The sequence below is a fragment of the Natrinema salinisoli genome (genome assembly GCF_020405205.1).
GTDB lineage: Archaea > Halobacteriota > Halobacteria > Halobacteriales > Natrialbaceae > Natrinema > Natrinema salinisoli.
Window position 1 is genome coordinate 704659 of the sequence record NZ_CP084469.1, and the last position, 17951, is coordinate 722609.

Consider the following 17951-nt stretch of genomic DNA (forward strand, 5'->3'; position numbering starts at 1 on the left):
GACGGTGCGCCCAATTTAGTCGTCGGTCCTGTTCGCCTCGTCGTTCGTCATCGGGTCCGGGTCGGGCGCGATGACCTCTCCGTCACCTGGTTGGTCCGGTGCGTAGGAGAACTCTCCCTTGCCGTCCGGGGAACTCCCCTGGGTCCACGGCATCTCGGGATCGGGCTGTTCGTTACGCCTCGTCGACATGAACGTGTAGTTGTACTCCTGGTTTTCCTGTTCCTGCGGGAAGCTCGCTGGGACCGGTACCGGATCGTCCAGCGTCTCCAGGGCTTGAAGCCACTGATTCTGGTGTTGGGTGTCGCGGGCGATCAAGTATGAGAGCATGTCCTTCATGCCGGGATCGTCGGTGTACTCCCAGAGTCGGGTCGCGAGGGTACGCCCGGTCGCCTCCGCCATCACGTTCGCGTAAAGGTCGCCGGCGAGGTTACCCGACGCGACGATGTAGTTGCCGGTGAAGGGGACGCCGTTGCTGTCGACCGGCATCGCCGATTCGCCAGCGGAGAGGAACTGACGTGGACCCTGTGCGGTCATCGCCTCGGCCGTCTCCGCGGTTTCTCGGACCTCGTCGCTCATACTCTTCGACGAGCCGCGGAGGTTCTTCGTGACTGCTGAGGCGAGCATTTCGATGTGACCGAGTTCCTCGGCGGCGGTCTCCATCAACAGGGTCCGGTATTCGGCGTGGTCCTCCGGAACTGCCCAGGCCTGGAACATATACTGAAGGGCGACGCGCATCTCGCCTTCCTGTCCACCGATCGCTTGCTGGAGGAGCTTCGCGAAGTGTGGGTCCGGTTGTTCGACGGTGACCTCGTACTGTAGCTCCGGTTCTTGGTAGAACATCCACTCATCCCTGCCCACAACCAGCGAGATAAACCACTGTCGTGGACGGCAGTGAACGTTAGACTGGCTGGTACTAGTTCGAGCGAGATCGGTCGGTGCTGACGATAGGTATGATGGGACGACCGGTATCTGGGTACCGATAGCGTGTCACCTCGAGAGCCGCGGAGTTCGTCGATGGGTTGCCGACTCACCTGAATTGAACATTCGTATCACCGTCCCCTGTAATCGGGCGACCACCGGGGTTTTTCGTCGGTCGCTGTGGTACGATCCGTTCCCGAGGTGAGTCCGGTGGGCGACAACGACGACAACCAACGAGTGGCCGCCAGATGTGACCGTTGCGAGGAGATCGGCATCGTCCAGATCCGGCCCGATGGCAGTCTACAGCCCGTCGGTCAGTCGACTTTCTGTGAGTGTAACTCGCCGAGGCTACACGTCCTCGAGAGCGATCTCGAGTGATCGAGTCCGCGAGCTCGACTGTGAAGGCCGTCCGTGGGACGGCCGTGCGATGCGTGGCCACTACCGAGGGTCTCGTACTGTCCTGTTGGCAGGTGTCGCTCCCACGTCTCGAGGGCCGACGAGCGACGATTTCTCGTCACTATGTAGGCGGATTGGTGCAGACGGGGAGCGTTGTCCGCAGCCGTCTTCGGTGACCGATTTTCGGCTTTCAGTAGGGTAGTCAAGAGTTTGCGGATAGTTTCCGTCACGTATAGTTGCTAGTATATATCTGTTATATAGCAAATTACAACAGGTTCAAGTAGTATAAACAACCCATTACGGTCGCGGCGCTGCTGCGGAGAGACACCGACGGTAGCCGTCGCAGTTCAGGGGAAAGGAAGATGGGAGACAGACACGAAACACGCAGATCGTATCTCGCGGCAGTTGCATCGATCGGGGTATTGGGCGGCACGGCCGGGAGTGTCACCGGTTCGTCAAGTACGGAGACGAAAGATCGGTTGGCCGGGGAGACGTACCGGATCGAGGCCGTCCATTCGGGGCTAGTCCTCGACGTCGAGGGAGGATCGACGGCGAACGGCGGGGCCGTCCAACAGTGGGGATGGTGGCGGGGAGAAAACCAGAAATGGCACGTCCAACGGGTCGGTGACGGTGACGAATACCGTCTCATCAACGACTACACTGGCAAGGCGCTGACGATCGACGAGGGGACGGACGGCCACGGCGCAGCGGTCGAGCAGTGGGACTGGTTGGATCGGCCCAGGCAGCGGTTCCGCATTGAACACGTTACCGGTGACCAATACCGCATCGAAAACGTCGGTAGCGGGCTCGTTCTCGACGTGACAGGTGGGTCAACGGATCACGGCGCGTCGCTCCAGCAGTGGGGCTGGGGGGATAGTGCCAACCAGCGCTTCCGGTTTACGCAGGTTTCGGACGGCGGTGATGACTCGGGGTCGGCGGCGGAACCGGGATCTCACTTCGCACCGTCTTACTTCGCACCCGACGACGGGTTCGCGACAGCGGCCGAGTGGCTGGACGACGACACGCGCGTTATCAGGGTCACTGAGTTGACCCGGGAGGCGTTGGCGAAGGCCGTCAACGCCAGCGGGCCGCGCGTGGTCGTCTTCGAGGTCGGCGGCGTCATCGACCTGGAAGAACAGTGGCTCTCCGTCGAAAACGATAAATTGTTCCTGGCCGGCCAGACGGCTCCATCGCCGGGAATCACCCTCGTCCAGGGACAGTTCTCCATCGACGCGAACGACTGCGTCGTCCAGCACATCCGGTCGAAGCCGGGCGACGCCGGTAACGAGCGCGACTGGACTCCCGACGCGATCAACACCGGTCACGGGACCTCGAACAACGTCATCGACCACTGCACTGCGGCCTGGAGCGTCGACGAGGTCATGTCGATCGGCTACCGGACCGACCGGACGACGCTCTCGAACAACCTCATCGCGGAGGGGCTCCACGACGCCAGCGGGGAATATCCACACTCTGCCGGGACGCTCGTCGGTGACGACGCGACGGACGTCGCCCTCTTGGGGAACGTCTGGGCCCAGAGCGACAACCGACAGCCGCGATTGAAGTCCGGAACCAGAAGCGTCGTGGTCAACAACGTGATCGCCGCCGGCAACGAGGTCACGAATTTGGACGACGACGCCGTCACTAGCATCGTCGGCAACGCATACCGTCGAACACCGTACTCCTCGGAGGACTACGTCATCCAGCACGGTCGCGCGTACCTCGCGGACAACACCTCCGACGTGAACGGGCCGCTCACCGGAGACGTGACGGAACTCGAGTCCCGGCCGCTGTGGCCCGAGGGCGTGGACGCCATGCCGAACCGGTACGTGCTCGATCACGCCGTCGTGAACGCGGGGGCGCGTCCGGCCGATCGGACGCCCCACGATCAGCGACTCATCGACGACGTTCAGCAGCAGTCGGGAGCAATCATCGACAGCCAGGAGGAAGTCGGCGGCTATCCGACGCTCGGGGAAACCGCACACTCGCTGTCGGTTCCCGACACCGGGCTTCGGGAGTGGTTGGCGCAGTGGGCGCGAGCGGTCGAGGATCCCTACGCCGAACCGCCCGCGTGAGAAGCGACGGGACACGTCGACGCGGCGATCGACGGCCACTGAGAGATCGAACGGGCACACCCGATTCCGTCACACCGACGCGCCAACGTAGAGGACGAGGACGAGGACGAGCCAGACGGCGTCGACGAAGTGCCAGTACAGCGAGACGGTCGCGACTGACGTGTCGCGATCCGGGCCGTACTGACCTCGGAGCGCTCGCCAGGTGAGAACGGCGATACCGGCGACGCCGAGGGCGACGTGAAACCCGTGGAGACCGGTCAGGCCGAAGAAGGCGGTCCCGAAGACCCCGCTCGCGAGCGTGAATCCTTCCGCGGTGACGAACTCGTAGTACTCGTAGACCTGGCCGACGAGAAAGATCAGGCCGAGTCCGAGCGTCGTCACGAGGAGCCCGAGGAATCGCCGCCGGTCGCCGCCCTCGAGCGCCTCGTGTGCGTAGTGGAAGGTGACGCTGCTGGCGACCAGAATGGCGGTGTTGACGAGCACGAGCGAGCCCAGAAGCGGCGGCAGCTCGTCGGGCGGCCAGCTCCCGATTCTGACGAAGGCGTAGTAAATGAACAGCGCGCCGAACGTCGAGACGTCGGTCGCGAGGAAGAGGAGCGTCGTCGAGACGTACGATTCGCGGGACTTGGGTGCTCCGAGCGTCTCTCGAGCGGGTGCTACAAACGCCTGCTCGAGCCAGCCGGCGACGCCGGCCAGCAGGACGACGGTCCCGACGACGGCGAGGCCGACGCCGAGCAGTGGCGGGAGGAGTCCGGTCTCGCGTCCGAGGATGGAGACGGCGGCTCCGCCGTAGAGCCCGGCGGCCCCGGCGGCGGCGATCAGCGGCCAGCGGCTCCGGTGGTCGTGCTCGTGATCGTCGTGATCGCCGCGGCCGCGGTGGTCGCCGTACTCTTCGGGTGCCTGTCCCCCGGGAACGCGGTGATCGGACCCGTCGGCTCGAGGGACGTTCTCGTCGGGCGAATCGGTGTGTCCACCAGAGCCCATACCCCTGCTTCCACGTCGAACCGGAAAAAGGACCACCGCGTACAGGCAATTAGACTGCCGGTACAGCGATAGCGCCACCGGCGACACGCGGTCGCGGACTCGATGAACTGCCGTCCGAACCCCGAGGAACCGGCGAACGGGCGGCTCAGTAGAAGTAGTCGTCCTCCGTAAGCTGGACGTACCCGCCGCCGCGGTACTTGAACTTCTGGCGTTTGTACGTCGCCATGATCTTGGCAGCATCGAGGCCGGCGGAGAACTTCTTGCTGACCAGCGCGTTGTCCGACCCGTTACCCTGCATGTCGTTGATGGTGTCGAACGCCCAGTCCCAGTCGTCGGGGCCGTAGTCGGCGACGATATCGGCGAAGGCGACGTTGCGCAGGATCTCGTCGCCGATCGCGCGCTTCCAGACGTCGTTGTAGTTTGCAAGCGAGTCCGTCGCGGCCAGGCGGCCGGCGATCTTGCCGGTACGGACGGCGACGTGGTAGCCACCCTCGTGGAAGGCGGAAGTCGTCCCCATCGCACCGCCGGCGACGGCGATGTTCGCGCCGACGGGCGACTCGATCGGTCGCGTCGAGGAGATCGGATAGGTCTCGGTCCCCTTCGACTTGCCGCGATCCTCGACGCGCGGAATGTCTTCCTCGACGTCGTACTCGTCGCCGTACTCCTGCTCGAGGAGGCGCGTAATGTACTCCGCACCCGAGGGGATCCGCTCGTCGTCCGGCCGAAGGAGCTTGTAAGAACCGGGGTCGTCCACGTCCTCGAGGGTCATCCCGATGGGCATCGTCAGCCCGACGCGGGCGACCGTGCCGTCGTTCGGGAAGACCCAGGGATAGGCCGTCTCGCCGGGCATATACCCCCACCAGAACTTGAGTCGGTCCTCGAACTCCTCGAAGAGCTCTTCCGGGAACTCCCGGTACTCCTGATAGGCGATGTGGTTCGCCTTCGGGGGCGAGAGGTGATCCGAGACGCTCCGGCCGGGGCCGGTGAACTGATCGAGGGCGTCGAGCGTGATTCGGCGCTGTGGCCCGTCCGCGAGGACGACGTACTGCGCCTCGAGCCGGTCGCCGTTCGAGAGCGTCAGCGTGTGGGTCGGTCCCTTCGAACTCGAGGCCCGCAGGTCGGTCTCGAGGTCCTTCACGCCGGTGCCGATGCGCAGGTCGGCGCCCGCGTCGGCCGCGCGCTCGTGGAGCCAGTCGTCCATGCGCGCGCGGTGGAAGGTGTATCCGAACTTGGGATAGGTGGCCTCCATGCCGGTCGAGGTCAATTCGACGCGGCTGTTCGGTCCGACGAACTCGGTCGCCTCGAGTTCCCGGTGGATGACCTCGTCGGGAATCTCCCGATAGTCGAACCCCATGATGTCGATCCAGTAGTCGAGCATCCCGGCGGCGTCGGTCGAATCCGGCCCCGGCCCCTCGCGATCCTCTCGAGGCACCCCCTGCTCGAAGAGGACCGTCTCTGCGCCGTGGGCGGCGGCCCGTTCGGCCGCGGATGCACCAGCGGGACCCCCGCCGACGATCGCGACGTCTACGCGTTCCATACGCCGTGGAGACTCATTGAGCCATTATAAAAACTGCGAGGCGAATGTCTCCGCGATCGATCCGATCCCGCTGCCGCGAGACGAACCCTTTTGATCGCACCGACCGACGCTCCGGACATGACTGACGACGACGCGCCGGACGTACTCGTCCTTCGGAAGGGCACTCACGGGACGCCGATCGAACAGTACGCCGACGCGATCCGGGACCGGCTGCCGGACCACACCGTCGAACTCGCGCGCACGCCCGCCGAAGAGCGCGCGGCGATTCGGGACGCCCGCTTCGTCACCGGCATGACGCTCGAGGACGACTTGCTCGAGGCCGCAAACAGCCTCGAAGTCTTCGCGTGTGCCTACGCGGGCACCGGACATCTCCCCCTCGACGAACTCGCGGATCGAGGCGTCGCAGTGACGAACGCCTCGGGGGTCCACGGGCCGAACATCGGCGAGCACGTGCTCGGGGCAATCTTGCACTTCACGCGCCGGTTCCACGTCGGCGCGCGGCGGCAGCGCCGCCGCGAGTGGCGCCACTACAAGGCCACCGAACTACAGGGATCGACGGTCACCGTCGTCGGTCTCGGAGCGATCGGACAGTCCGTCTGCGACCGCCTCGAGCCCTTCGGCGTCGACACGATCGGGGTGCGCTACACACCCGAGAAGGGCGGGCCGACGGACGAGGTGATCGGGTTCGGGGACGAGGCGTTCGACGATGCGCTCGCGCGGACGGATTACCTCGTGCTCGCGTGTCCGCTGACGGAGACGACGCGCGGACTGATCGACGAGGAAGCGTTCGTCACGATGGATCCCGAGTCGGTACTGATCAATATCGCCCGCGGGCCGGTCGTCGACACGGACGCGCTCGTCGCGGCGCTGCGCTCGAACTGGATCCGCGGTGCATCGCTGGACGTCACCGATCCCGAGCCTTTGCCCGAAGAGCATCCGCTGTGGAACTTCGAGAACGTCCAGATCACCCCCCACAACGCGGGCCACACGCCGAACTACTACAGCCGGCTGGCCGACATCGTCGCCGAAAACGTCCGCCGATTCGACGAGTCGGGATCGGACGCCACTCTCGAGAATCAGGTGCTGCCCTGATCGGTACCCACGTCCGATCCACGTTTGCTCCCGCCGGCAGCCGCTCGAGTCCGCCGAGGCGTTCGACGCACCTTTTTGACTCCCTGCGACGAATCACGAGTATGGACCTATCACTGACCGATAGAACCGCTCGAGGAGGACGCGACGTAGCGCCCGGAGGCGATCCATGTCGCTGACGTTCGACGGAACGGTTCTCGTCCCCGTCGCCGATCCCGAAGACGGGGAGCAGACCGCGAGGTCACTCGCACCGTATCTCTCCCCCTCGAGTACGGTGCTGGTCGTCAACGTGATCGAGAAGGCCGGCGGCGCGCCCGACAAGGCGTCGGTGGAGCAGCGCGAGGAGTACGCCCAAGAAATCTTCGAGCGCACCCGCGGACCGCTCGAGGGACGGGCCGGAACCGTCGAGACGGCGATCCTCTTCGGTACCGACGTCGTCGAGACGATTTTCGAGGCGGCGCTCGAGCGGGACGTCGACGCCGTCGTCTTCGAACCTCGCAAAGGAAGCCGGTTCGTGGAACTGCTCACCGGTGATACGGCTCGTCGACTGGTGAAGGAGGCCTCGGTTCCGGTGGTCGCGTTGCCACGAAATGACGGCTAAACGGACGATTCTGTACGAATACGACTCGAAACGGAATCAGTCCGTTGCCGGCCTCGGTTCTTCGACTTGGTATCGGTCGTCCGAGCCCGATCCTTACTGCTGGTCCGAGAGTTCCACACAGCCCGTCTGGTCGACCGTGACCTGATAGGTAGCGTACTCGAACGTGACGGAGCCGACGGACCGCTCCGCGGTCGCAGTCGACTGAAACAACGAATCGAGCGCGTTCGGGTCGATCGCATCGTACAGCGGGCCGAACTCGTCCGCGAGCTCGAGGACGTCCAGCCCCGATTCCGACGCGATCGCGTCGAGGACTGCTTCACTGAGCGGCTGATCTGGATCGGACTGGTACATGGTGGTCTCGTTTTGCAGTCGCGGCCCGCCGGTCGAAGAGTCAGTTTCCATACCTCCCCTATCGGACCGACGCGGGAAGCGAACACGATTGGATGGTCAACGTTTTAAATCGGGGATCGTCATGCGACCGTGCTGCGAAGGAGGTTGGCGTGTCCTCGCCGAAGCCGGGCGGACAGTGCTTGGTCGGAGATATCCAGTTGCGCGGCGACCGCGGTTAGCGTCGTCTGACGGGGTACGTCGAAGTATCCCTTCTCGAGGGCGGCCAGCAGCGCTTCCCGTTGGCTGTCGGTGATGCCGTAGCGATCGCTCGCTCGATTCGATTCCTGGAATATTCGCTGGATTCGAAACGGAATGTCCTTTTCGCGACAGACGTCGCGATAGGCGAACAGGGCTTCCCGCGACGGAACGCGGGCACGAATCTTCGTATCCGTCGTGACCGTGACATCATGGTATCCGATGTCGTACTCCGCTGCCGTCGGATATGTCAGATGATTTTCCCCCAGTTCAGACAGCGTGACGCTGTATAGCCGGCGGTCGCCGGGCTCCTCGATGAGCGTGTACGTCCGTACGGTATCGTCGTCGTCGATCGCCGCATCGATATCCGCGAGGGAGTCACCGTAGGCCCAGCAGAGCAGCTTCGTTTCGCCCGTCTCGGACTGGTAGATCTCTTCGATGTCGATCCGGGAGGCAGCCTCGACCGTCCGCCGAAGGATCGGCGTCGCTATTTCGAACTCGACGATCAGGGACATAGGCGACTCACTCGCTTCGCTTACGAGTCCGATACTTGTATACTACACCGACGGCCGAGGTGAGAGACGCGGAAAACTGACTCTCCTCGTCGAATGACCGATCTCGACGAGCCGGGCCCCTGTCCCGTACAGGTAGAATTCGAGCCGTATCGTCCACTGAGAAATCGCCGACCGATCCCGTCGGCTCTAAATGTAGCCGTTCTCGAGCAGGAGTTCGCCGTTGAGGACGCTCGCGCCGGCAGCACCGCGGATCGTGTTGTGTGCCAGACAGTTGTACTGCAGGCCGAAGGGCGATTCCTGAATCCCGCCCGCGGCGATGGCCATTCCGTCACCGAGCGTCCGGTCGAGTCGGGGCTGTGGCCGATCGGGCTCTTCGAAGACGTGGATCAGCGGGTCGGGCGAGGACCGCAGATCGAGCGACGGGAACTCCCGCATGGCATCGGCGGCGGCGTCGACGGTGAGTTCCTCCTCGGTCTCGACCCAGACGTTCTCGAGGTGCCCGTCGATGGTCGGGATGCGGTTACAGGAGGCCGCGACGTCCATGCTGTTGTGAGTCAGCTCGGCACCGTCGAACTCGCCCAGCAGCTTTCGGGACTCGGTCTCGAGCTTGTCCTCTTCGCTGCCGATGAAGGGGATGGCGTTGTCGATGATCTCCATCGAGCTGACGCCGTCGTAGCCCGCGCCGGAGACGGCCTGCAGGGTCGAGACGTGGACGTTCTCGAGGCCGTAGTCGGTCAGGGCCGCGAGCGTGGGAACGAACGTGATCGTCGAGCAGTTGGGGTTCTTGAGGAGTGCGCCGTCCCAGCCGCGCTCGTCGCGCTGGACCTCGAGCAGGTCGACGTGTTCGGCGTTGACCTCGGGAATCACGAGGGGGATGTCGTCGTCCATGCGGCCGTTCGAGGAGTTCGAGGAGACGACGTAGCCCTCCTCGCAGAACCCCGGTTCGACTTTCGCGCCGACGCTCGAGGGGAGCGACGAGAACAGCATGTCGACGTCGTTGGGCACCTCGTCGGGATCGGTCGCCGTGACGGTCATCTCCGCGACGTCCGTCGGGATCGGGCTGTCGACGCGCCACTTCGCGGCCTGTCGATACGTCTTGCCGGCGCTGGAGTCGCTCGCGGTCAGTGCCGCGATCTCGAACTCCGGATGGGGGTCGAGAAGCTGAATCAGTCGCTGTCCAACAGCGCCGGTCGCACCGAGTACGCCTACTCGTACTGCCATTTTCCGCCACTCCGAGTCGTGTCCGCAAAACCGTTTGGGTTTTCGGTAGCAGGTGTCAATCGACGAAGTTACCGAACGGGTTCCCGATCGGACGACGCGTTCTGACGGGTCGTCACTCGCAGCTGCTGTGAACGGATAGAAGATGTTAAGAAACGGGAGCGCCAGCTATCGATCGATGCATTACCGACAGGATCGACTCGAGGCCGCAGGCCAGAGGTGGTCCCGATGACGAGTTCGACCGCGAATACGAGCGATCGAGGACTGCTCGAGACCCGCTTTAGCATGGGTGCCGCGGCGATCGCAGCGATCGCGGTGTTGCTGGGCGTCGTCTTCGCCTGGACGGGGTACAACGACGGATCGCTCCCGGTAATCGGTCTGGATCTGTCCATCTTGACCGGCGTCGTCGGACTGCTGTTCGCACTCGGTATCGCTCTCGTCGCGGCCATCGCCGCGGTCTACATGGAACCCGGGTTCGACGAGTAACGCCGCGGATCACCAGCCGGACGGTCCGTGACCGTTCCTGCCGGCCCTCGGCACTTCCCTCAACTCGGGTATCGGACGAACACGGTGGGACTGCTTTCGAGTCGGGTATCAGACGCGGTCCGATGGAACCGGATTCTATCGCAGTACGGGTCCGGTTCGTTTCCCGGAAATTCAAATCCCCGCTCTTCGTTGCGTCGGTATGATCGACAGCATCGAATCGTTCTATTATTCGTATCTGTACGGCGAGTGGGAATCGATGAAGCGGTGGCTCTGGATTTACGGCCATGTGTCGATTCTGATGGCGACTGTACTCGTCGGATTCACCGCTGCCCGCGGCAGGTACCTACTGACAATGCTTCTCGTTCCGTTTCCGGTAATCTACTTGTACAAACGCTACGAGAAGGCGAAGACGTACACGGTCCAGTCGGACACACCAGTGTAAGGACCGTCGCTATCCGTCGAGCATGGCCGCCGCTGGTATCGGCCATTTCAGCTATCGATCGAGGTGAAAATATCGACTTACGCAGGGACTTCGGCGCCTTTCTTCCGGGTCACGTAGCCCGCGATGCGGTTGCGGACGCCCTTGGATTCGACGTTCGTGAGCTTCGTGACGCTGTCTTTGTTCTGTTCGAAATCGGTCGTGAATGCCTCCGGGTACCGCTCGAGCAGGAGGTTCCCGGTCTTCTTGACGTAGGCCGGTTTGATTGCCATATCGAGTGTTTCCGTCCAGAGGCTCTTAATCCCTTTCTCTTTGCTGCTCCGGAACCCCAATTCCGCCGCACCGACGCGAGCGATCGCGATCCGACGGGCAGCATATACCGATGTTCGAAAGCGAATCTCACCGATATCGACCGTTACCACGTCGAATGCTCGCGCACGCGATCGATCGCGTCGCGCTCTCGCGGCCCGCCGGCGCGATCGACGACGGACGCACAGTACGCGAGCCGGTCCCGGAGCTCGCGCTCGTCGTACTCGTCGACCTCGAGTCGCGACGCGGCGATGGTCGCCTCGACGACCGCACCGAACCCGCGGTCGATCGTCGGGACCGTTTCGCGCTCGATCGCCGCCTCGACGGGCCGAAGCGTCCACTCCTCCCAGTCCGTCTCGCCGTCGGTCCCGGCATCGACCCGTTCGACGGTCGCGCGCGCCCAGGCGGTCGCGGACTCGAGGATCGGTTCCTCGCGTTCGACGATCGAGAGGGCGGCGTCGGCGAACGCGACCGGGTCGTCGACGAACTGGACGTACCCCTCCCCCTGCCGGTGGAAGTTCCGGCGGGTGCGGGTGTTCCCCCACGTCCGAGCGGTGACGGGATCGCCGGCGTGGAGGCCGAGCGCGGCGACGTTCCACAGCCCGTTCGGTCCCATGGTCGTCACGACCGACTCGGTGACGCCGGCGAGCGTGACTGGCCACTCCGCGGTCGCCGCGGCTCCGTCGCGATTCATAGCTCGATCGCCTCGTGCTCGAGCGCGACGAACAGCCCAGCCGCGACGATGTCCGCCGTCGTTCCCGGATTGATACCCCGGTCGACGAGTTCGTCGGCGAAGGTTTCGACCGCGTCCCGGTCCCGCTCGAGCGCATCGTCGGCGACCAGTTCCGCGGCGCGCTCGGTCACGTCTCGGGCGGTCGCCTCGCCGTGACGCGTCGCGACGAGCGTGTCCGGTCGGTCGGCGAGCGCGGAGAGGAAGACGGCCGCGGTTCGATCGGGAATCGGGCCGTCGAACTCGGCAAGCCGCTCGGCCGCCGCGAACGAGCGGTCGAATCCCGTGGTCCACTCCCGAGCGACGTCGTCGCCGGGAACGCTCCGGTCCATAATATCGAAGAGCGTTAGCCCGCGGGCTTCGAGCGCCGGAACCGCGTCAGCACCGCGGCGCACGTCGAGTGCCGCCATGTCGTCGGGCGGGTCTGCCACGGCGACGTCGACGTGTTCGAACGCGCGGTAGAACGCCGCCGCGTCGCCGACGGTCGTCTCCCGGACGACGGACTCCGCGACGGGCGGTGCGAGGTCCTCGCGGGCGGCTCGGACGAGCGGGACGAGCAACAGGAGCGCCCCGAACTGGGTGTTGCCGCCCTCCTGTGCGGCCATCCCCTCGACGGCTCGTTCGAACGCCGGCCCGATCGCCGCGCCGTCGGCCGCGACCTCGAGTCCCTCGCGAGCCCCCACCGCCCCGGCGAGGAAGTGCTCGAACCGAAGGTCGGCGAGGTCTCGGTGGCGGTCGACGTTCCCCGGTTTCGGGGTCCCCGCGACCTCGAGGAGCAACGCCAGTTCCGCGTTCCCTGCCGGTGATCGCATATACGTTCCCCTGCGTGCCGGGACGGCTTAGGGGTGGGGGTTGTGGCTCGAGACGGACCGGAGACGGGGTCACCGTCCGCCCGATTTAAGTCTCGAACCGAAAACTATCACGTATGGGTTACGACACTGCTGCGAAGACCGATCCCGAGTCAGTCGTCGACGAGGTGTGGGGCGGCATGTGGTTCCTCAAGGAGGATCTCGACGCCGAGAAACTCGGTATTTCGATCCTCGAGCTCGAGCCCGGCGGCAAGGGGATGGAACACGACGAAGCGGAGACCGGTCAGGAGGAAGTCTACTACGTGGTCGAGGGGTCGATCGAGGTCGATCTCTCCGGCGGCGAAACCGTGTCCCTCGAGGCGGACGAGCTGATTCGACTGGATCCCGACGAAACGCGCCAGATACACAACCGTGGCGACGAACGGGCGAAACTCGTTCTGATCGGGGCACCGCTGTAGCGACGATCGGTTTCGATCGTCAGTGACCGGCGGGGGCTTACTACCGTTCGACTTGTTTTGAAAGAATCGGGGTAGATAGCGACGCTACGCGTCGATGTCGGCCCAGACGAGCCGGTGATCGGAGGCCGTCGAGACGTCGTCGCCGAGTCCCCGCTTGCTCGCGTTTCGGCTCGGCCAGACGACGGACGACCCTTGCAGCGACAGGTCGGGTGACGGAAGCACGTAGTCGATCTGTTCGACGACTCCCTCGAAGTCACCGCCGAAGCGGGTCGCGTAGGGGTTGCCGCGCTGGGCACCGCCGGGGCTCGTGGGTAGCCGGCGAGTGTTGAAATCGTCGTTGTCGAAGAGGTACTTCGTCGCGGGGTCGAGCGGACGGTCGGTCCGGGGCCCTGCGTTCATGTCTCCCATCAGGACGTAAGAGGCGTCGTCCGCGATCCCGCCGGTTTCACCGCTGTCGTCGTAGATGTACTCCGCGCCCGCGACATAGTCGGCGAAGAAGCGGACCTCGTCGTGGTTCCACTGCCCGTTGAAGTTCTCGGAACCGTCGAAGCCCGGGGGCGTCGGATGGGCGAACAGGCCGTGGACGACGTCGCCGTCGACGTCGATCGGCACATCGATGTGGGTCTTCGAGGAAAGCCGATACACGTCCCGTTCCTCGGGCGTGAGGTAGAGTTCGGCGTCGTCGTCGGCCTCCTCCTCGGTGACGATCAGGTTGTTCGGCATGTCGTCCCAGCGGAACTCCTGGAACGAGCGGATCCGGTTTTCCTCGATCGGGTGCCGACTGGCGATCGCGAACGCGTAGTGGCCCGGATACACCCCGAAACCGAACGCGTCTCCCGGCCGCTGGCCCGCTTCGCCGTCCTTGTTGAAGTCGTACTCCTCGTCGGGAAGAACGCCAGTATTGCTCTCGGGCTGTAGGGTGTGCGGGTAGTCGATTCCCTCGAGATCATCGCGCTGGGGGACGGAGAGGTAGTTCTCGACGAACGCGTCGATGTTCGTCCGATCCGTTCGCTTCCCCTCCTGCATGTTGTTCGTGAGTTCGTTTATGACCAGCACGTCCGGGCGAACCTCCTGGACGATCCGGGCCGCGGCTTCCGCCTGCTCGTCGCCCGGCTCCTGGACCTGCTCGGTCTCGAGTTCGATAACGTTGAACGCCGCGTACCGCGTGGGATCGGGTTTCCGCTCCGACGTCCCGCGACCGGCTCCGCTGGCCGTTCCGACGATACCTGTTGTCGCAACTGTCGCGCCTGTCGCCGTGAGGAACCGCCGCCTCGTGGTTTCGCGGACCATACGTTCACGTCTCCCGATATTACCAAAAAACTGTCGTCGGCCCGACTATGAGTCGGTACTCAACTACGGAAGCGGCCGTGAAACGACCGAAACCGACCTGTCTCACGACTACCGACGCGCCGCGGCTCCGAGGTGTCGCTCGACCGCATCGGCGACCCGCTCGAGCACGACGGGATCGTCGCTGGGCCGACCGACGCTGACTGCGTCGGCGCCGTATTCGACGTACTCGCGGACGGTCTCGTCGTCGCGGACACCGTTGTTGGCGATCACGAACAGGTCGGTCGCGTCGACCACGTCGGCGACGACGGATTCGGTGTCCATCGCGTCGACGTGAACGAAATCCGCGCCCGCACGCTCGAGGCTGCGAGCCAGCGTCGGCAGGTCCACACCGGGGACCTCCGCCCGAACTTTCACGCCGACGGTGGCTCCGGTCTCGGCGGCCCGTTCGACGTATCCAGCGAGGCGCTCCCCGTCCCGCAGGAGCGTCTCGCCGCAGCCGACGGCGCAGAGCTCGTCCTGTCGGCAGTGGGCGTTGATCTCGAGGAGAGCGTTTCGATCCCGGCAGATGTCGGCCGCCGCTGGGATCGGATCGACGGTCGCGCTCCGGACGTTGAACGCCGGCTGGATGGGGACGTCCGCGAGCGCCTCGAGTTCGCGGTCGACGAACGCGAGCGGATCGTCGGGCAGGAACTCGGTGCGATCCCGGTCGACGAGTTCGCGCGCGGCGGCTCTCGAGTCCGCGTCGAGGGCGATACCGCCGAGGAACGCGGCACCGGCGTATGTTGCCCCGGAACGGGCCCAGTCGGCGTCGGCCTCGCCGCTCAGACTCGCGAGCGCGAGCGGCGGCGCGAACGGAAGCGTCGAGTCCATCTCAGGGCAGGTTCTCGATCGCGTGGTCGATCGCGCGAATGATCCGTTTGGCGTCATCTCGGGAGTCGATCGCGATGTCCGTCTTGACGACCGGACGGTCGAACTCGGCGTCGTCGTTCTCGTCGATCACGAAGGCGTCCGCGAACGGATACGCGGTCGCCAGCCCTTCCGTGCTCGGATCCGCGTTGACGGCTTCCATGAGGGCGGCTGCGGGTCCGGAGAAGGCATCGTCGCCGAGAAACGGCGAAACGGCGACGACCGTCGTCTGTGCGAGCGCGTCCGCGACGCCCGGCAGCGCGAGCATCGGTCCGATGCTGGTGACCGGGTTCGAGGGGCCGATGACGACGGGGTCTTCGAGGGCCTCGAGAACGCCCGACCCGGGTTCGGCCTTCGAAGAGCCGCGGAACTCGACCGTGTCGACGGTCGGTTCGCCGCCGTGACCGACCCAGTACTCCTGGAAGTGCATGAGTCCCTGGTCCGTGTGGACGAGGCTCGCGATGGGATCGTCGCTCATCGGCAGCAGATCGATGGTCAGCCCGAACGCGTCGGCGAGCCGCTGGGTCGCCTCGCTCAGCGTGTAGCCCTCGTCGAGGAGGCTCGTCCGCGTGATGTGGACGGCGCGATCGCGATCGCCGATCGTCATGAACTCGGCGATGCCGGAAAAGCGCCGCCAGTTCGCGAGCTCACGGCTCTCGGTCTGTTTTCCTGTAGGCAGGTACTGTGGACCCTCGGGGAGGTCCGCGGCCGCGGCGATGTCCATCAGCGCCGAGTTGGTTCTGTGCGTGTCGCCTTTGATTCCCCACCACGTCTCTCGGTCGAGGATCCCACCGCCCTGAAACAGCAGCGTATCGACGTCCGGCGAGACGAAGAGCCCGCCGAGCTCGATGTCGTCGCCCGTATTGGCGACGACCGTGGTTTCCTCCGGCGAGAACGCGGCGGCTGCACCGTCTAGCAGCTTCGGCGTTCCGGTGCCCCCGGAGAGGAAGGTTACCATACCTACACCTCTCGAGCGTGGGTACTTAATCGCTTTCGGCCGCTCCGAGCACGTCGATCCCTGGTACGAGACGCGGCGGACTCGTCGCGCTCCGAGTTGCCGTCTCAGATCACTGGCATTCGAAGATAGCTTCCCACGAGTTGCGTCCTGTCACCCCCGTTCTCGAGTCTCTCTTGCCTCTGGACCTATCTTAATTATTAATCATGCATAACTATATCTCCGCACGAAGCGTATGAATGCTGAGTAATCATGGCAGTAACAACTACACCCGTAGACGAGGGTGCAATGGATGGATTCGGCGAGGGGCTTCACGGCGAGTTGCTCCGCCCCGGGGATCCGAACTACGACGAGGCGCGAGCCGTCTGGAACGGGATGGTCGATCGCCGCCCGGCACTCATCGTCCGAGCGATGGGCGTTTCGGACGTGATCGCGGCGGTGAACTTCGCCCGTGAGCAGAAGCTGTTGCTCGCAGTTCACGGTGCCGGACACAACATCGCGGGGAACGCGGTCTGTGACGACGGGCTGATGCTCGACCTCTCGATGATGCGTTCGGTTCGCGTCGATCCAGAGGAACGAACGGCTCGAGTCGAGGCGGGGGCGACCCTCGCCGACGTCGACCACGAGGCGCAGGCGTTCGGACTGGCGACGCCGCTCGGGATCAACTCGACGACCGGCGTCGCGGGGCTCACGCTCGGGGGCGGCTTTGGCTGGCTGACCCGGAGGTACGGAATGACGGTGGACAACCTGCGCTCCGTCGATATCGTCACCGCGAACGGCGAACTGCGTCACGCGAGCGAAGACGAAAACCCGGACCTCTTCTGGGGAATACGGGGCGGCAGTGGCAACTTCGGCGTCGTTACCTCGTTCGAGTTCGACCTCCACGAGGTCGGTCCCGAGATACTCTCCGGACCGATCGTCTACGCGGGCGATGATGCGAGGGACGTTATCCGACACGTCCGGGACTTCAACGAGGATGCACCGGACGAGTCCGCGGTCTGGGTCGTCCTCCGGAAGGCACCGCCGCTTCCGTTCCTTCCCGAGAACGTCCACGGCGTCGGTGTCGTACTCGTCGTGACGTTCTACGCCGGCGACATGGATGAGGGGGAGGAGGTGTTGGCCCCGATCCGAGAGTACGGGGATCCGATCGCCGACGCCGTCGGCCCACACCAGTACGCGGCGTTCCAGCAGGCGTTCGACCCGCTTCTCACGGAAGGGGCCCGGAACTACTGGAAATCGCACAACTTCAGCGAGCTCTCTGACGACGCCATCGATACCGCGGTCGAGTACGCGGCCGAACTCCCGTCGCCGCTGTCCGAGATCTTCTTCGGACAGATCGGCGGCGAGATGGCGCGCGTTCCGTCGGACGCGACGGCGTACCCACACCGCGACGCCGAATACGCGATGAACGTCCACACGCGCTGGGAGGACCCCGCGATGGACGACGAATGTATCGCCTGGTCCCGGGAGTTCTTCGACGCGATGGCTCCCTACGCCACCGGCGGCGTCTACGTAAACTTCATCAGCGAGGAAGAAGGCGAGGAGACACTCGCCTACGGGGAGAATCGAGATCGGCTGGCGGAGATCAAAGCCGAGTACGATCCGGAAAACCTGTTCCGGATGAACCAGAACGTCGCCCCCGCCCGGTAAT

General features: G+C 64.7%; 19 protein-coding genes. 7 read left to right on the forward strand and 12 right to left on the reverse strand.

Annotated elements, in window-relative coordinates; all coding sequences use genetic code 11:
• Positions 1-15: 15 nt before the first annotated feature.
• Complete coding sequence (locus LDB05_RS03530) at positions 16-840, reverse strand: manganese catalase family protein (RefSeq protein WP_226006549.1); 825 nt, start codon at positions 838-840, stop codon at positions 16-18.
• Positions 841-1676: 836 nt separating this feature from the next.
• Between LDB05_RS03530 and LDB05_RS03535 the strand changes: the two genes are divergently transcribed.
• Entirely contained in the window at positions 1677-3389 is a 1713-nt protein-coding gene (locus LDB05_RS03535; RefSeq protein WP_226006550.1) for an RICIN domain-containing protein, read from the forward strand.
• Between the two features lie 69 nt (positions 3390-3458).
• Here the strand turns inward: LDB05_RS03535 and LDB05_RS03540 are convergent, their stop codons facing one another.
• Together LDB05_RS03540 and LDB05_RS03545 are read right to left on the reverse strand one after the other, a co-directional pair.
• The gene (locus LDB05_RS03540) at positions 3459-4373 is read right to left on the reverse strand and encodes a cytochrome c oxidase subunit 3 (RefSeq protein ID WP_226006551.1); all 915 of its coding nucleotides are present in this window, start codon (positions 4371-4373) and stop codon (positions 3459-3461) included.
• 145 nt (positions 4374-4518) lie between these two features.
• On the reverse strand, positions 4519-5910 hold the full coding sequence (locus tag LDB05_RS03545) for an NAD(P)/FAD-dependent oxidoreductase (protein WP_226006552.1): 1392 nt from the start codon (positions 5908-5910) through the stop codon (positions 4519-4521).
• A gap of 117 nt (positions 5911-6027) precedes the next feature.
• Here LDB05_RS03545 and LDB05_RS03550 point away from each other — a divergent pair, with 117 nt between their 5' ends.
• Entirely contained in the window at positions 6028-7002 is a 975-nt protein-coding gene (locus LDB05_RS03550) for a D-2-hydroxyacid dehydrogenase (RefSeq protein WP_226006553.1), read from the forward strand.
• A 166-nt stretch (positions 7003-7168) separates the two neighbouring features.
• Positions 7169-7600: a universal stress protein gene (locus LDB05_RS03555; protein ID WP_226006554.1), complete on the forward strand. Its 432-nt coding sequence runs from the start codon at positions 7169-7171 to the stop codon at positions 7598-7600.
• A 93-nt stretch (positions 7601-7693) separates the two neighbouring features.
• On the opposite strand, the gene LDB05_RS03560 is transcribed toward LDB05_RS03555, so the two are convergent.
• The 3 genes from LDB05_RS03560 to asd form a co-directional block, all read right to left on the reverse strand.
• Positions 7694-8002: a HalOD1 output domain-containing protein gene (locus LDB05_RS03560; RefSeq protein ID WP_226006555.1), complete on the reverse strand. Its 309-nt coding sequence runs from the start codon at positions 8000-8002 to the stop codon at positions 7694-7696.
• 68 nt (positions 8003-8070) lie between these two features.
• A complete protein-coding gene (locus LDB05_RS03565; RefSeq protein WP_226006556.1) occupies positions 8071-8700 on the reverse strand; it encodes a helix-turn-helix domain-containing protein in 630 nt (209 codons plus the stop codon).
• 186 nt (positions 8701-8886) lie between these two features.
• Entirely contained in the window at positions 8887-9921 is a 1035-nt protein-coding gene (gene asd / locus LDB05_RS03570) for an aspartate-semialdehyde dehydrogenase (protein ID WP_226006557.1), read from the reverse strand.
• Positions 9922-10137: 216 nt separating this feature from the next.
• Between asd and LDB05_RS03575 the strand changes: the two genes are divergently transcribed.
• Together LDB05_RS03575 and LDB05_RS03580 are read left to right on the forward strand one after the other, a co-directional pair.
• The gene (locus LDB05_RS03575; RefSeq protein ID WP_226006558.1) at positions 10138-10404 is read left to right on the forward strand and encodes a hypothetical protein; all 267 of its coding nucleotides are present in this window, start codon (positions 10138-10140) and stop codon (positions 10402-10404) included.
• Positions 10405-10603: 199 nt separating this feature from the next.
• A complete protein-coding gene (locus LDB05_RS03580; RefSeq protein WP_226006559.1) occupies positions 10604-10846 on the forward strand; it encodes a hypothetical protein in 243 nt (80 codons plus the stop codon).
• A 77-nt stretch (positions 10847-10923) separates the two neighbouring features.
• Here LDB05_RS03580 and LDB05_RS03585 read toward each other — a convergent pair whose 3' ends face one another.
• The 3 genes from LDB05_RS03585 to LDB05_RS03595 all read right to left on the reverse strand — a co-directional run bounded on the left by LDB05_RS03585 (position 10924) and on the right by LDB05_RS03595 (position 12694).
• On the reverse strand, positions 10924-11115 hold the full coding sequence (locus tag LDB05_RS03585) for a 30S ribosomal protein S17e (RefSeq protein ID WP_005559773.1): 192 nt from the start codon (positions 11113-11115) through the stop codon (positions 10924-10926).
• 143 nt (positions 11116-11258) lie between these two features.
• The gene (locus tag LDB05_RS03590) at positions 11259-11846 is read right to left on the reverse strand and encodes a DUF447 domain-containing protein (RefSeq protein ID WP_226006560.1); all 588 of its coding nucleotides are present in this window, start codon (positions 11844-11846) and stop codon (positions 11259-11261) included.
• Positions 11843-12694: a triphosphoribosyl-dephospho-CoA synthase gene (locus LDB05_RS03595; RefSeq protein ID WP_226006561.1), complete on the reverse strand. Its 852-nt coding sequence runs from the start codon at positions 12692-12694 to the stop codon at positions 11843-11845. The genes LDB05_RS03590 and LDB05_RS03595 overlap by 4 nt, the downstream gene beginning before the upstream one ends.
• 113 nt (positions 12695-12807) lie before the next feature.
• On the opposite strand from LDB05_RS03595, the gene LDB05_RS03600 reads away from it, so the two are divergent.
• Entirely contained in the window at positions 12808-13149 is a 342-nt protein-coding gene (locus tag LDB05_RS03600; RefSeq protein WP_226006562.1) for a cupin domain-containing protein, read from the forward strand.
• A gap of 84 nt (positions 13150-13233) precedes the next feature.
• Here the strand turns inward: LDB05_RS03600 and LDB05_RS03605 are convergent, their stop codons facing one another.
• From LDB05_RS03605 to cofD, 3 genes are all read right to left on the reverse strand, one after another.
• The gene (locus LDB05_RS03605; RefSeq protein WP_226006563.1) at positions 13234-14439 is read right to left on the reverse strand and encodes an endonuclease/exonuclease/phosphatase family protein; all 1206 of its coding nucleotides are present in this window, start codon (positions 14437-14439) and stop codon (positions 13234-13236) included.
• Between the two features lie 108 nt (positions 14440-14547).
• Positions 14548-15309: a beta/alpha barrel domain-containing protein gene (locus tag LDB05_RS03610; RefSeq protein ID WP_226006564.1), complete on the reverse strand. Its 762-nt coding sequence runs from the start codon at positions 15307-15309 to the stop codon at positions 14548-14550.
• Between the two features lies 1 nt (position 15310).
• On the reverse strand, positions 15311-16303 hold the full coding sequence (gene cofD, locus LDB05_RS03615; protein WP_226006565.1) for a 2-phospho-L-lactate transferase: 993 nt from the start codon (positions 16301-16303) through the stop codon (positions 15311-15313).
• 249 nt (positions 16304-16552) lie between these two features.
• Here cofD and LDB05_RS03620 point away from each other — a divergent pair, with 249 nt between their 5' ends.
• Entirely contained in the window at positions 16553-17950 is a 1398-nt protein-coding gene (locus LDB05_RS03620; RefSeq protein ID WP_425498588.1) for an FAD-binding oxidoreductase, read from the forward strand.
• Position 17951 lies beyond the last annotated feature (1 nt).

What these genes read in the sequence shown, in the direction of transcription:
- LDB05_RS03530 (WP_226006549.1), bottom strand. Translation starts at nt 840, where the DNA reads ATGTTCTACCAAGAACCGGAGCTACAGTACGAGGTCACCGTCGAACAA.
- LDB05_RS03535 (WP_226006550.1), top strand. Translation starts at nt 1,677, where the DNA reads ATGGGAGACAGACACGAAACACGCAGATCGTATCTCGCGGCAGTTGCA.
- LDB05_RS03540 (WP_226006551.1), bottom strand. Translation starts at nt 4,373, where the DNA reads ATGGGCTCTGGTGGACACACCGATTCGCCCGACGAGAACGTCCCTCGA.
- LDB05_RS03545 (WP_226006552.1), bottom strand. Translation starts at nt 5,910, where the DNA reads ATGGAACGCGTAGACGTCGCGATCGTCGGCGGGGGTCCCGCTGGTGCA.
- LDB05_RS03550 (WP_226006553.1), top strand. Translation starts at nt 6,028, where the DNA reads ATGACTGACGACGACGCGCCGGACGTACTCGTCCTTCGGAAGGGCACT.
- LDB05_RS03555 (WP_226006554.1), top strand. Translation starts at nt 7,169, where the DNA reads ATGTCGCTGACGTTCGACGGAACGGTTCTCGTCCCCGTCGCCGATCCC.
- LDB05_RS03560 (WP_226006555.1), bottom strand. Translation starts at nt 8,002, where the DNA reads ATGGAAACTGACTCTTCGACCGGCGGGCCGCGACTGCAAAACGAGACC.
- LDB05_RS03565 (WP_226006556.1), bottom strand. Translation starts at nt 8,700, where the DNA reads ATGTCCCTGATCGTCGAGTTCGAAATAGCGACGCCGATCCTTCGGCGG.
- asd (WP_226006557.1), bottom strand. Translation starts at nt 9,921, where the DNA reads ATGGCAGTACGAGTAGGCGTACTCGGTGCGACCGGCGCTGTTGGACAG.
- LDB05_RS03580 (WP_226006559.1), top strand. Translation starts at nt 10,604, where the DNA reads ATGATCGACAGCATCGAATCGTTCTATTATTCGTATCTGTACGGCGAG.
- LDB05_RS03585 (WP_005559773.1), bottom strand. Translation starts at nt 11,115, where the DNA reads ATGGCAATCAAACCGGCCTACGTCAAGAAGACCGGGAACCTCCTGCTC.
- LDB05_RS03590 (WP_226006560.1), bottom strand. Translation starts at nt 11,846, where the DNA reads ATGAATCGCGACGGAGCCGCGGCGACCGCGGAGTGGCCAGTCACGCTC.
- LDB05_RS03595 (WP_226006561.1), bottom strand. Translation starts at nt 12,694, where the DNA reads ATGCGATCACCGGCAGGGAACGCGGAACTGGCGTTGCTCCTCGAGGTC.
- LDB05_RS03600 (WP_226006562.1), top strand. Translation starts at nt 12,808, where the DNA reads ATGGGTTACGACACTGCTGCGAAGACCGATCCCGAGTCAGTCGTCGAC.
- LDB05_RS03605 (WP_226006563.1), bottom strand. Translation starts at nt 14,439, where the DNA reads ATGGTCCGCGAAACCACGAGGCGGCGGTTCCTCACGGCGACAGGCGCG.
- LDB05_RS03610 (WP_226006564.1), bottom strand. Translation starts at nt 15,309, where the DNA reads ATGGACTCGACGCTTCCGTTCGCGCCGCCGCTCGCGCTCGCGAGTCTG.
- cofD (WP_226006565.1), bottom strand. Translation starts at nt 16,303, where the DNA reads ATGGTAACCTTCCTCTCCGGGGGCACCGGAACGCCGAAGCTGCTAGAC.
- LDB05_RS03620 (WP_425498588.1), top strand. Translation starts at nt 16,553, where the DNA reads ATGGCAGTAACAACTACACCCGTAGACGAGGGTGCAATGGATGGATTC.